The sequence below is a fragment of the Pseudoalteromonas sp. Ps84H-4 genome (assembly GCF_024124645.1).
Lineage (GTDB): Bacteria > Pseudomonadota > Gammaproteobacteria > Enterobacterales > Alteromonadaceae > Pseudoalteromonas > Pseudoalteromonas lipolytica_C.
On the sequence record NZ_JAMXSK010000003.1, the window covers coordinates 42,361 to 55,321 of the forward strand.

10 protein-coding genes are annotated in these 12,961 nt (G+C 40.2%); 4 read left to right on the plus strand and 6 right to left on the minus strand.

Annotated features, from left to right (window positions below; translation table 11 throughout):
* Positions 1 to 25 precede the first annotated feature (25 nt).
* Positions 26 to 2,290: an ATP-dependent Clp protease ATP-binding subunit ClpA gene (gene clpA / locus NH454_RS04920; protein ID WP_135924985.1), complete on the plus strand. Its 2,265-nt coding sequence runs from the start codon at positions 26 to 28 to the stop codon at positions 2,288 to 2,290.
* A gap of 175 nt (positions 2,291 to 2,465) precedes the next feature.
* On the opposite strand, the gene infA is transcribed toward clpA, so the two are convergent.
* The 4 genes from infA to trxB form a co-directional block, all read right to left on the minus strand.
* On the minus strand, positions 2,466 to 2,684 hold the full coding sequence (infA, locus tag NH454_RS04925; protein WP_002962494.1) for a translation initiation factor IF-1: 219 nt from the start codon (positions 2,682 to 2,684) through the stop codon (positions 2,466 to 2,468).
* A 90-nt stretch (positions 2,685 to 2,774) separates the two neighbouring features.
* Complete coding sequence (locus NH454_RS04930) at positions 2,775 to 3,479, minus strand: arginyltransferase (RefSeq protein ID WP_135924983.1); 705 nt, start codon at positions 3,477 to 3,479, stop codon at positions 2,775 to 2,777.
* A complete protein-coding gene (gene aat, locus NH454_RS04935) occupies positions 3,472 to 4,188 on the minus strand; it encodes a leucyl/phenylalanyl-tRNA--protein transferase (protein ID WP_135924981.1) in 717 nt (238 codons plus the stop codon). Before aat ends, NH454_RS04930 begins: the two co-directional genes overlap by 8 nt.
* A 104-nt stretch (positions 4,189 to 4,292) precedes the next feature.
* The gene (gene trxB, locus NH454_RS04940; RefSeq protein WP_135924978.1) at positions 4,293 to 5,243 is read right to left on the minus strand and encodes a thioredoxin-disulfide reductase; all 951 of its coding nucleotides are present in this window, start codon (positions 5,241 to 5,243) and stop codon (positions 4,293 to 4,295) included.
* A 288-nt stretch (positions 5,244 to 5,531) separates the two neighbouring features.
* Here trxB and pssA point away from each other — a divergent pair, with 288 nt between their 5' ends.
* On the plus strand, positions 5,532 to 6,857 hold the full coding sequence (gene pssA / locus NH454_RS04945; RefSeq protein ID WP_138558710.1) for a CDP-diacylglycerol--serine O-phosphatidyltransferase: 1,326 nt from the start codon (positions 5,532 to 5,534) through the stop codon (positions 6,855 to 6,857).
* A gap of 57 nt (positions 6,858 to 6,914) precedes the next feature.
* Here pssA and NH454_RS04950 read toward each other — a convergent pair whose 3' ends face one another.
* Complete coding sequence (locus tag NH454_RS04950; protein WP_135924973.1) at positions 6,915 to 7,658, minus strand: YciK family oxidoreductase; 744 nt, start codon at positions 7,656 to 7,658, stop codon at positions 6,915 to 6,917.
* A 228-nt stretch (positions 7,659 to 7,886) separates the two neighbouring features.
* Between NH454_RS04950 and NH454_RS04955 the strand changes: the two genes are divergently transcribed.
* Together NH454_RS04955 and sohB are read left to right on the plus strand one after the other, a co-directional pair.
* On the plus strand, positions 7,887 to 10,319 hold the full coding sequence (locus NH454_RS04955; protein ID WP_135924971.1) for a VolA/Pla-1 family phospholipase: 2,433 nt from the start codon (positions 7,887 to 7,889) through the stop codon (positions 10,317 to 10,319).
* A gap of 114 nt (positions 10,320 to 10,433) precedes the next feature.
* Complete coding sequence (sohB, locus tag NH454_RS04960; protein ID WP_253038379.1) at positions 10,434 to 11,450, plus strand: protease SohB; 1,017 nt, start codon at positions 10,434 to 10,436, stop codon at positions 11,448 to 11,450.
* Between the two features lie 81 nt (positions 11,451 to 11,531).
* Here the strand turns inward: sohB and NH454_RS04965 are convergent, their stop codons facing one another.
* The gene (locus NH454_RS04965) at positions 11,532 to 12,863 is read right to left on the minus strand and encodes a dicarboxylate/amino acid:cation symporter (RefSeq protein ID WP_135924966.1); all 1,332 of its coding nucleotides are present in this window, start codon (positions 12,861 to 12,863) and stop codon (positions 11,532 to 11,534) included.
* Between the last annotated feature and the right edge of the window lie 98 nt (positions 12,864 to 12,961).

The window sequence follows — 12,961 nt, forward strand, 5'->3', positions numbered from 1 at the left end:
ATATTATCTCAGTAAGGGGTTGCCAATGCTAAACAAAGACTTAGAACTAACTCTGAATGCGGCGTTTCGCGAAGCGAGAACGCGTCGGCATGAATTTATGACCGTCGAGCATCTTTTACTTGCGCTGCTCGATAACCCTTCTGCTGGAGAAGCGCTAAACGCCTGTGGTGTTGATATGGGCGCATTAAAAGTTGAATTATCAGAATTCATTGATGAAACTACGCCTGTGATTCCTGATCTTGAAGAAGACAGAGAAACACAGCCAACATTAGGTTTTCAGCGAGTATTACAGCGCGCTGTATTTCATGTGCAATCATCAGGCAAAAATGAAGTTACTGGCGTGAATGTGCTGGTTGCTATTTTTTCTGAGCAAGAAAGCCAAGCGGTTTATTTACTGAAAAAAGCCGACATTAACCGTTTGGATATTGTGAATTTCATTTCGCATGGTATTTCTAAAACTGATGACGATCTTGGTGGTGAAGACCATGATGATATCCATGAAGAAGTGCAAGAAGTGCAGGGTGAAGAACCAACAAAACTCGAAAACTTTACAACGAACCTTAACCAACAAGCTATCGACGGTAACATCGACCCATTGGTAGGCCGCGATAACGAAGTTGAAAGAACGGTTCAGGTATTATGCCGTCGTAAGAAAAATAACCCACTACTGGTTGGTGAAGCAGGGGTTGGTAAAACAGCGATTGCCGAAGGCCTTGCTTATCGCATTGTCAATAAAGAAGTGCCAGAAGTCATCGCTGACGCGGTGGTTTATTCACTTGATATGGGGGCGTTGCTTGCCGGTACTAAATACCGGGGTGATTTTGAAAAACGTTTCAAATCACTATTGAAAGAGCTACAAGCAAAACCTGGCTCAATTTTATTCATTGATGAAATCCACACTATCATTGGTGCAGGTGCTGCATCGGGTGGGGTAATGGATGCATCAAACCTTATTAAACCGCTGCTTTCAAGCGGTAAGCTTCGCTGTATGGGTTCTACAACCTATAACGAGTTTAAAAATATCTTTGAAAAAGACCGTGCTTTAGTACGTCGTTTTCAAAAGATTGATGTGCTTGAACCAAGCGTGGCTGATACCACAAAAATTCTTAACGGCTTAAAAGAACGTTACGAAGAGCATCATGGTATTCGTTACACGCAAAAAGCGCTTAAAGCGGCTGCTGAGTTAAGTGCAAAGTACATTAATGAGCGTCATTTACCCGATAAGGCAATTGATGTCATCGATGAAGCTGGTGCAAATCAACGTTTGCAACCAGCATCAAAACGTAAAAAAACCATTGGTGTGGCAGATATTGAGTTAATTGTATCTAAAATGGCTCGTATTCCGCAGCAAAGTGTTTCGTCAAGTGATAAAGAAACGCTGAAAAATCTTGATCGCAACTTAAAGATGCTGGTGTTTGGTCAAGACCAATCTATCGATGCACTGACATCTGCTATCCGCTTATCTCGTTCTGGTCTTGCCAATGAAGATAAACCGATTGGCTCGTTCTTGTTTGCTGGCCCAACAGGGGTTGGTAAAACAGAGGTTACTAAGCAGCTTGCTAAGTGCATGGGCGTTGAGTTTATACGGTTTGATATGTCTGAGTATGTTGAGCGTCATGCGGTGAGCCGTTTGATTGGTGCGCCTCCTGGCTATGTAGGTTTTGAACAAGGCGGCCTACTGACAGAAGCAGTGATTAAAAACCCGCATGCGGTTGTGCTTTTGGATGAAATTGAGAAAGCTCATTCCGATATTTACAACATTCTACTGCAGGTTATGGATCATGGCACATTAACCGATAACAATGGCCGTAAAGCAGACTTCAGAAATGTTGTACTGGTTATGACAACTAATGCTGGTGTGCAAGAGACTGTTCGTAAATCAATCGGGTTTACTGAGCAAGATCACTCTCATGATGCGATGAGTGAAATTAACAAGGTATTTTCGCCTGAGTTTAGAAACCGTTTAGATAATATCATTTGGTTTAACCACCTTGAGAAAGAGGTTATCTTGCAAGTGGTTGATAAATTCATTGTTGAATTACAAGCGCAACTTGATAAGAAGTCAGTTAATCTTGAGCTTACCTCTAAAGCTAGAGAGTGGTTGGCAGATAAAGGCTACGATAAGGCAATGGGGGCACGTCCGATGGCACGTGTTATCCAAGATGAGCTTAAAAAGCCACTGGCAAATGCAATCTTATTTGGTGAATTAGCCGATGGTGGTTCGGTTAAGGTCTCGGTGAAGGATAAAAAGATTCACTTTGACTTTGAGACAAGCCTAGAAACAGCTTAAGTTGATTCTTAGCTGAAAACAAAAAGCCCAGCAATTGCTGGGCTTTTTGTTTATTAAATGGAATTAAAACTAAGTTAGTTTTAACACCATTTAACAAACGCTTTTAGCTCTTTGTAATAAACACACCTGCTCACTCAAAGCAGCAAAAAGCTAAATTTCTCGTTATCGCACTAACTTAGCGAGCACGGAATACGATGCGACCTTTCGATAAATCGTAAGGAGTCATTTCTACGGTTACTTTGTCGCCAGTTAAAATGCGGATGTAGTTTTTGCGCATTTTACCAGAGATATGAGCCACAACTACGTGACCGTTTTCTAGCTCAACTCGGAACATTGTATTTGGTAAAGTATCAAGGACCGTACCTTGCATTTCGATTACGTCTTCTTTCGCCATGTTTAGCGTAACACCTCTTTAATAGTTAAACGCTGCAGATTTTGCCGAAAATACGGCAATAAGTAAAGCTACAGGGCTCAAATTTGTCAATTAAATCGCCAACCACTGATCGCCAATATGCTTTTGTGCCGGCAAAAATTGAGTTTTATATTTCATTTTGTTGCATTCATCGATTTGATAACCCAAATAGACAAATTCTTTTGCTTGTTGTTTTGCAAACTCAATTTGTTCCATGATCATAATACTGCCGATACTGTATTGTTCATAATCTGGGTCAAAAAAAGTATAAATAGCTGAAAGTGAATTCTTCATACAATCGGTAACCGCGACTGCGACTAACCGATCCTCATCACGCAACTCAATAAAAGTCACAGGAAGCCATTTGCAAAATAAAAAGCTCGCGTATTGATTTTGCTCGGGAGGATACATAGAGCCATCTTGGTGTCTTTGCGTGATGTACTTACTGTACAGTGGGTAATACTCAGCACGTTCATGATCACTATAGCTAACAGTAAAGCGCTTTTTGGCTTTATTCATTTTACGCTTTTGCGATTTTGAAGGAGTAAATTGCTGTGCAAGCACCCGCACTGAGTTACAAGCATTACAACTTGGGCAGTGGGGACGATAAATCTGATCACCACTTCGTCTAAACCCTAAAGCAAGTAGTTCCTCAAACCTATCAGGGCCATAACAACTTGGATCAAGAATAACCAATAGTTGTTCTTGGCGATTTGGTAAATAACTACAATCAAATTGTTGGCTTAAACCTAGTCTTGCGGGTAAATGCTCAGTCATAAATATCAATCAACTCTTGCGGTTGCCACATACTTGCTGTGGGGATATAGCTATGGGCTAATTTAAGTCTAGTTAAAAATTCTCTACGTGGAATAACTTTTGCGCCTAAAGTGATCAAATAGGGGTTTTCTAATTGACAATCGATAAAATGGGCGTGGTGTTTTTTTAGCCAGTTAACTAATGCCCACATCGCAAGTTTAGAACCATTGCTGATGGTATGAAACATGGATTCACCACAAAATATACCATTTTGCATGATGCCATACAAACCAGCAACTAGTTCGTTTTCCTGCCATATCTCTACACTGTGAGCAATATTTTGATGATGTGCTTCGATATAAGCATGCATCATTTGCTCTGTGATCCACGTTCCTTCGGCGTCGAGTCGTTGCTCACGGCAAGCATTGATAACGTGCGAAAAAGCGTGATTAACAGTGACTCGAACCGGAGCACGTTTTAAGTGCTTTTTTAAACTACGACTGACATGAAATTCATTTAACTCAATAATACCGCGCATGCTAGGTGACCACCACATAATTGGTTCGTAATCACTAAACCATGGGAAAATACCATTTTTATAAGCATGTTTAATGCGGTTAACTGATAAATCACCGCCAATAGCTAATAAACCATCAGGCTCATCGAGGGCATATTCAGGATTTGGGAAATCTACACTCTCGGGTGAGAGCTGATAAAGTTGCTTGATCATATCAGCATTATCGTTGTTATTTATTATGATTCTAGCAAAATTTTAGCCATAAAAAAGGGGCTGTTCTTCGACAACCCCTTACAAAGCTAGTATTTAGCAATAGATTATAGATTATCTAAAAAGCGCTCAGCATCTAGGGCAGCCATACAACCTGTACCTGCTGATGTGATTGCTTGACGATAAATGTGATCACACACATCACCTGCAGCGAATACACCTGGTACGCTTGTTTGTGTCGCATTACCGTTTAAGCCTGATTCAACTACTAAGTAGCCATCTTTCATTTCTAGCTGACCTTCGAACATGTCAGTGTTTGGCTTATGGCCAATTGCGATGAATACACCAGCAAGGTCAAGGTTTTCGGTCTCTTCTGAGTCAGTTGCTTTAATGCGGATGCCAGTTACACCCATTTCATCACCAAGAACTTCATCTAAAGTACGATTGTAATGTAAAACAACATTACCGTTTGCCGCTTTTTCATTTAAACGATCAGCCAGAATCTTCTCGCTACGGAAGCTATCGCGACGGTGGATCACGTGTACTTCGTCGGCGATGTTAGATAAGTAAAGAGCTTCTTCTACTGCCGTATTACCACCACCAACAACAGCAACTTTTTGACCGCGATAGAAGAAACCATCACAGGTTGCACAAGCAGAGACACCACGACCTTGGAAGTTTGTTTCAGATTCTAAACCTAAGTACTTAGCAGACGCACCTGTTGCAATGATTAATGCATCACAAGTATATGTGCCTGAATCACCTGTTAAAGTGAAAGGGCGCTTAGTAACATCAACTTTGTTAATGTGATCGAAGATAATTTCAGTTTCGAAACGTTCAGCGTGCTCTTTCATACGTTCCATTAATGCAGGGCCAGTTAAGCCATGCGCATCACCAGGCCAGTTTTCAACTTCGGTCGTTGTTGTTAATTGACCACCTTGTTGAATTCCTGTGATTAGAACAGGGTTAAGGTTGGCACGTGCAGCATAAACTGCCGCCGTGTAGCCCGCAGGTCCAGAACCCAAAATTAATAGTTTACAGTGTTTAGCGTCACTCATGGTTTTTCCTAAAAACGTTTCAATACGATGTCTATGCGACCGATTCTAAGAAAAACAAGGCGGATGTAAACAAAAGGCTCGATTATTTTTTTTGGTAAATCGCAAAGCTGTCAAATAATCCTTACTCATTATGATTTAAGCTGCTCTTTTTGCTTGTTAAATGAACTATTTCTCAATTGTTATGCCTTCAAAGTACGTTTATTCATGACCAAGCAATATTTTTTTGGTATGTTTTAGCTAATTTTGATATTAGCTTTAGTTATGAGCTAAATAAATGAACAGGCAATTATGGTATTTTGGCAGGAAAAGCCCGCATTCGGGCTGACTACGGAAGACTTACAGGTCTTAACCAATGCAAAAGAGTATCGCATTGAACTATTGCGTTTAATTCGTTCAGCGACAAAAAGAATTTATATAACTGCTTTGTATCTTCAAGATGATGAAGCAGGTCGAGAAATTTTAACGGCATTACACGAAGCCTCATTAGCTAATCCAGATTTAGAGGTAAAAGTACTGGTTGATTTTCATCGCGCTCAGCGAGGTTTAATTGGCGCTGCAAAATCTGATGGCAATGCCAGTATGTATTGTGACTTTCAGGAAAAATACCAGTCTAATGTAAAGGTTTATGGTGTTCCTGTTAAAGCGAAAGAGCTTTTTGGCGTGTTACATTTAAAAGGCTTTGTGATTGACGATACTTTATTGTACAGCGGTGCAAGTCTTAACAATGTCTATTTGCAGCAGGACGACCGTTATCGTTTAGATCGCTACTTTTTAGTGCATCAGGCTGGTTTGTGTAACTCAGTGGTAGAGTTTATTGAATCACACTTATTAAGTTCTGAGGCTGTTCCTCGTATTGATAAGCGACCTCTAGTTAACTTCAACGATATTAAAAATGCGCAAAAGCAGTTAATGCGTGATCTTAAATCAGCAAGTTATGAAAGTGCAGCAGAGGCGAGTGCGGGTGAATTAGGTGTTCGTCTTTTCTTAGGCTTAGGCCGTCGAAGTAATAAACTAAATCGTTTGATTAAGTCATTATTTGATACCACGGAAGAAGAATTAGTACTTTATACGCCTTACTTTAATTTCCCAGCACCATTAATGCGCTCTTTACGTCGATTACTAAAACAAGGTAAGCAAGTAACAATTGTGGTAGGTGATAAAACTGCGAACGATTTTTATCTGCCTCCTAGTGAGCCTTTTAGTAAGATTGGTGCACTCCCTTATTTATATGAAACAATCCTACTTAAATTTTTAAAGTCTCAGAAGCGCCACATCGCAAATGGCAATTTAAATGTTTATCTATGGAAGCATGAAAGCAACTCTTTCCATTTAAAAGGAATTTGTTCAGATAAGCGTTTACATTTGCTTAGTGGACATAATTTGAATCCACGAGCATGGGGTTTAGATATCGAAAACGGGATTTTAATTGACGATCCGAAGCAAAATATTCTTGAGCAAATAGAAAACGAAAAACACGCTATTTTGCAGCACTGTCGTCGTTTAAATGGCCCGCAAGACTTAGAGACAATGGATGATTATCCTGCGCCTGTTAAGAAACTTTTGGGTCAGGCAAAGCGTGTAAAAGTAGATTTTATTATCAAACGCTTTATTTAGTGGGCTTAAAGATTAAAAAAAGCAGCGAAAGCTGCTTTTTTGTGTCTAGCTATTAGCTTACTTCTGTTGAGCATCTAAAGATTGGCCGTTCACCTCTTTAGAGTCGTCGCTCATCAAGTATAAATAAGTTGGCATTAAATCTTCTGGCGTTGCTAATTTATCTCTATCTTCACCAGGGTATGCAGAAGCACGCATAGATGTGCGAGTTGCACCAGGGTTGATACAGTTCACGCGAATATTGGTTTTGCCCACTTCACAGGCCCAAGTTTGCATCATGCCTTCAACAGCAAATTTTGAGATTGCATATGCACCCCAATGCTCACGGCCTTTGCGACCAACACCAGAGGATGTAAAAATAACAGATGCACTTGGTGACTTTCGCAATAATGGAAACATAAATTTAGTGATCATGGCTTGCGCAGTCACATTCACTTTCATAATGTTTTCAAAGGTAGAAACACAAAAATGTTCAAGCGGCCCTAATGAACCCAAAATACCTGCATTGTTTAATAAACCATCTAACTTGCCAAACTGCATTTCTATAGTTGCGGCTAAATCGCGGTAGTTTTGTTTTGTTGCACCTTTTAAATCCATCGGCACGATAGCCGGCTGTGGGTAGCCTGCGTTCACGATTTCATCATAGACACATTCGAGTTTATTAGTTGTTTTACCAAGTAATATAACAGTGGCACCATGCTTGGCATAAGTTAATGCGGCTACGCGACCAATGCCATCACCCGCACCTGTTATTAGAATTACTTTGTCTTTTAGCGCATTCTCTGCGGCTTTATAAGTGTGCATAAAAGTACCATCAATTAGATTTTTTGCTATTTTAACATAGCAAAAAGCCAAGTTATCGAATTTATTGCAAATTAAGGTGGCGAAAATTGAAACTTTACGTTAACTTTAACTGGTCTAATGTCTTATTAATAATCTAATTACATTAATTTAACTTAGAATAAAGGTAGTAGAACAACTACGTTTAACTTTGAACACACAATAACAATAAGATTTGCGCGGAGCGAAATTATGAAAAAAATGCTACTCTCACTAGCCATTGCGTCAGTCATTACCGGCTGTGGTGGAGGAGAAACATTAGAAGATGTTAAAAATGACACCCCACCTGTCATCCCAACCGCGACCGTTAAATTTGACCCTGCAAATAGCGTTATCTCGGTACCTAATGACTTACTGATGAGTGGTACACTTGATGGCACTTTAAATATGCCGGGTGAATTAGACGACAACAATGTTAGTGTTGAACGCGCAGCCTATGCTGATCCTCAGCTTGCACTAGGTGCCCTTGATGGCTGGTCAACACAAACTCCGTTTAAAATCGATTTAGCATTCCCTGCGGGTATCTCACTTGATATGGCTTCTGCCGGTTCACCTGGTGCAGTTCGTATTTTTGAAGTAGTGATGGGCGCAAGTCAAACAGATGAAACCTGTTCGCAAGTACCTGCAGGCATTGCCTGTAAGTTGGTTTCTGAGCTTACTTTTGGTGTTGACTTCATTACACAAGGTTCTGGTGATGCAGTTGCTGTGATCCCACTTAAACCTTTTAAAGCGGGTAGCACCTACATAAACGTTTTAACAACGTCTTTAATGGACTCAGAAGGGCGTTCAATCGAACCATCTTCAACTTATGCACTTGTTAGTGAAGAAACACCGCTAATTACTGATTCACAAAAATCTCTGCAAGCGGTGATTAATAGCTACGAAAATGCAGTCACCTCAGGTGGCGCAATTACAAAAGATGAAATTATTTACTCTGCTGCGATGACAATGCAATCAGCAGGTCAAGTACTAGGTACTGTTAAGCAGCTTTTAGCAGCTAGCCTTTCGCAACCTGCCTTACCAACACCGATGGTTCAAATTCCTGAGCAACCTGTAATTACAGTTGAGCAAGTATTCGCATCACAAGGTATTACAGGTGTTTCACCAGTATTTGGTGGTGTGCAATATCAAAAGGGTAGCGTGATGTTACCTATGTATTTAGCAACGCCTACAGGCAAAACGGTTGATGATTTATCAGCAACTTATTGGCAAGGGCTATGCGACAGTGGTGTTGCTGTACTTGGCTATGCATCTACTGCAGGTGACTCATTCCCAACAGATCCAATCAGCGAAACTGATGGTTTATGTATGGCGCTAAGTGGTGGAAAACTGCGTGATTTAGGTTTAGATCAAACTAAACACTTAACCAAATACAACACAATTCCAAAAACACAAAGCATTGCTAACGTTCCAGTACAAGTTACTAAACCAATTTTACCTGTGATCAACGCAATACGTGGTCAGTTAGGATTGGATCCTCTGGTAATGCCTGAAGGTGGTTGGCCAGTAGTGATTCTTCAGCACGGTATTACTTCTAAAAAAGAAGATATGCTAGCAATTACAGCACAATTAACAATGCAAGGCTTTGCAACGGCTGCAATCGACCACCCAATGCATGGTGAGCGTGGTGTAGATGTAGACGGCGATGGTACTGATGACTTTAATGCTTCTACAGGCTCAGTTTTAAGCTACATGAACTTACAGTCATTATTAGTTGCGCGTGATAGCTTACGTCAATCAGTTGCTGATTTACTGGGGTTACGTTTAGGTCTTAACTTTACTGGTGCTGCTGATTTAAATGCCCAAGATGTTTCATTCTTAGGCCATTCATTAGGCTCTGTAGTTGCTCCAGCATTTGTTGCTGTGACTAATGCACCGCTAGCTGAGCAAGTTGATCCAATGTTCAACGTGAAGAGTGTTGCACTTGCCAGTGGTGGCGGTGGTATCGCCAGTTTCTTAATTGAGTCAAATACATTTGGTCCTTTTGTGCAAGGCTCTGTTTTACTTGCAGCAGGCACAGCTGAATCTGCAGAGTTTGGTGCTTATGCTCAAAATGAAGCGCTGTCTAACTGTGGTTCACTTGCTTCTAACCAAACAGCTTTTGTTACATGTGCGTATAAAGAGTACATTGGTTCGCTAACTATGGCTGGTGAAACTGTCAAACTTGCTAATATTCAAAGCATTATTACTCAGTTTGCTTTTGCTGCACAAACGGCGCTTGATAGTGGTGATCCTTCAAACTACGCCGCATCAGTTGCAGCGCTTGGCACACCAGTCTACATGAGTGTTGTCGTGGGTGACGGTGAAAATAACAATGCTGATATGGTTATCCCACCAATGGTGGCGAGTAATCCAATTGCTGGTAGTTTACCTCTTGCCAACTTAATGGGCTTATCAACGGTTGCTGAGACACAAGGTCCAACTGCTGATGCGATGAGCTATGTGGTTAAATTCACGAAAGGTCATCACAGCTCAGTGTTAACGCCTGTAGCTACTGCTGACTCAGGTGCTACAGCACAAGAAAGTGCAGCAGCTACAGCTGAGATGCAACTGCAAATTGCGACTTTCTTAGCAAGCCGTGGTCAGTATCTTCAGGTTACAAACTCAGATGTTGTCACTGAATAACTGAAACTTATTAATTAAGTAATAACCAATTAAGTAAAAAGCCACATCATGTGGCTTTTTTTTGCTTTAAAGCATGGTAAATTGTGGCGAATAATTAATAAGTGGAGAGTTTGATTGGAATTTTTATATGAGTACGGGTTATTTTTCGCAAAAACCCTCACATTTGTCATCGCTATTGCTGTCATTGTTGCCATTATCATGGGAGCTGCAGTAAAACCTAAAGCGAAGAAGGGCGAGATAACCATTGATGATTTAAGTGAACAGCTTGATGATTTAAAACAAAGCTTTATCGAAAACACACTTTCAAAGAAAGAGTTAAAAGCTCACCAGAAACAACAAAAAGCAGCCGCAAAAAAACAACACAGTGAAGACCCTAAGTCACGTCTATATGTAATTGACTTTAATGGCAGTGTAGATGCGCACGAAGTAGAAAGCTTACGTGAAGAGATCACAGCTATTTTAACTATTGCAGATAAAGAAAAAGATCGTGTTCTTGTTCGTCTAGAAAGTGGCGGAGGTGTAGTGCATGGTTACGGACTTGCAGCGTCTCAACTACAACGCTTACGTAATGCAGGAGTGCATTTGACTGTAGCCATTGATAAAGTAGCGGCGAGTGGTGGCTATATGATGGCATGTGTTGCTGATGAAATCGTAGCTGCACCATTTGCAATTGTTGGCTCAATTGGGGTTATTGCGCAGATTCCTAATTTTAATAAAATTTTGAAAAAGAATGATGTGGACTTTGAGCAAATTACTGCAGGCGAATACAAGCGAACATTAACCTTATTTGGTGAAAATACAGACAAAGGTCGCGAAAAATTCAAACAGGAAATAGAAGAAACGCATGGCTTATTCAAAACATTTGTTAGTGAACAACGCCCTTCACTTGATATAGATATGGTTGCAACAGGTGAGCACTGGTTTGCTACTCAAGCCTTTGATAAAGGCTTAGTTGATAAAATTGAAACAAGCGATGATATTTTATTGAGCCAAGCAAAAGAGCGTCAAATCTTCAAAGTGAAATACCGTATTAAGAAGAATTTGAGCGATAAATTAGCGGTGGGCTTAAGCACTGGTTTGAGTAAAGCAGGTGTGAGTTTAATGTCGCGCTTTAAAGGCTTAAACCCTTAAACTTCAGTTTTAAAAAGTATGTAGGCAATAAAAAACCCGCTATTTAAGCGGGTTTTTTATGAGTCGTTCATAAGTAAATTATTACTTAATCGACTTATGATAGTCTTCTAAATCTTTAGCGGCATTTGGATCGTTAAATACGTCCTCATCAAATTCACCTTCAGATTTTGCAACCACACAGGTCACCATACAATCACCTGTAACATTTACAGCGGTACGTGTCATATCAAGTAAACGGTCAACACCAATGATGATAGCAATACCCTCTACAGGTAAGCCTACTTGGTTTAACACCATCGCTAACATGATAAGGCCAACACCTGGCACACCGGCAGTACCAACAGATGCTAGTGTCGCGGTCAAAATAACCATTAAATAATCAGAAATTGTTAAATCAACTGAAAAGACCTGTGCAATGAACACGGTAGCAACACCTTGCATAATTGCTGTGCCGTCCATGTTAATAGTTGCGCCTAAAGGTACCGTAAATGAAGCAACTGAGTTGTGAGCACCAAGTTTTTTGCTAGCAGTTTCAAGGGTAATAGGCATTGTTGCACTTGAACTTGAAGTACTAAACGCAAACAAACAGGCGTTTTTCATTTTCTTTAAAAACGTCACTGGATTTAAACCAGTTAATACTTTTAATAAGATACTATAGTTTACAAAGCCATGAATTAAGAGCGCGAAGACCACCACGCCAAAGTATAAGGCAAGGCTTGTGATGAGTTTAAAGTCTATAGTTGTGAATAACTTAGCCATTAAAAAGAATACACCGTAAGGGGCGATATTCATCAGTAGGGTAACAAGTTTTAAAATAACGGTGTTTAAGTCTTCGAACACGGTTGCAACACGTTTACCTGCTTTACCGCTTAAAGCCATCGCCACACCAAATAACAAAGCAAACACAATAACTTGCAGCATATTGCCATTTGCCATTGCATCAATTGGGTTGGTAGGAAACATTCCAATAATGACTTGTGCAAGGGTAGGTGCTTCTTTAGCACTGTAGGTCGCATCTGATGGTAGGTTAATACCTTCACCAGGATTAACTAATAGCGCTAGTGTTATAGCAACGGTGATCGCTATTGCTGTTGTTACTAGATAGAGTAAGATTGATTTTCCACCCAATCGACCTAGTTTTTTAGGGTCACTTAAGCTACATGTACCACACACCAGCGATACAAAAACCAATGGAACAACCAGCATCTTTAAACTTGCGATGAATATTTGCCCACCTACATGGAAGATACCATCCACAAAAAATGCTTTAATTGGTAAAGAGAATAATCCTAGTGGAATTAGGAAATCGTCTTCACCCGCTAAAATCGCTTGAAAGATAAAACCAACAAGCACACCCAGTACCATACCTACCATGATACGAGACGTAAGGCTTAAAGATCGTACTTTTGACATATACCTAGTCTATATTTTTATAAATTTCGCCATAGCCTACCAGCCTGAAGATTTTTATACAGGAAAATTCGACAAATATTTTAAATTAATTCGCTGTA

Excerpts from the sequence above, each read along its gene's own strand:
- clpA (WP_135924985.1), top strand. The coding sequence starts at position 26 with ATGCTAAACAAAGACTTAGAACTAACTCTGAATGCGGCGTTTCGCGAA.
- infA (WP_002962494.1), bottom strand. The coding sequence starts at position 2,684 with ATGGCGAAAGAAGACGTAATCGAAATGCAAGGTACGGTCCTTGATACT.
- NH454_RS04930 (WP_135924983.1), bottom strand. The coding sequence starts at position 3,479 with ATGACTGAGCATTTACCCGCAAGACTAGGTTTAAGCCAACAATTTGAT.
- aat (WP_135924981.1), bottom strand. The coding sequence starts at position 4,188 with ATGATCAAGCAACTTTATCAGCTCTCACCCGAGAGTGTAGATTTCCCA.
- trxB (WP_135924978.1), bottom strand. The coding sequence starts at position 5,243 with ATGAGTGACGCTAAACACTGTAAACTATTAATTTTGGGTTCTGGACCT.
- pssA (WP_138558710.1), top strand. The coding sequence starts at position 5,532 with ATGGTATTTTGGCAGGAAAAGCCCGCATTCGGGCTGACTACGGAAGAC.
- NH454_RS04950 (WP_135924973.1), bottom strand. The coding sequence starts at position 7,658 with ATGCACACTTATAAAGCCGCAGAGAATGCGCTAAAAGACAAAGTAATT.
- NH454_RS04955 (WP_135924971.1), top strand. The coding sequence starts at position 7,887 with ATGAAAAAAATGCTACTCTCACTAGCCATTGCGTCAGTCATTACCGGC.
- NH454_RS04965 (WP_135924966.1), bottom strand. The coding sequence starts at position 12,863 with ATGTCAAAAGTACGATCTTTAAGCCTTACGTCTCGTATCATGGTAGGT.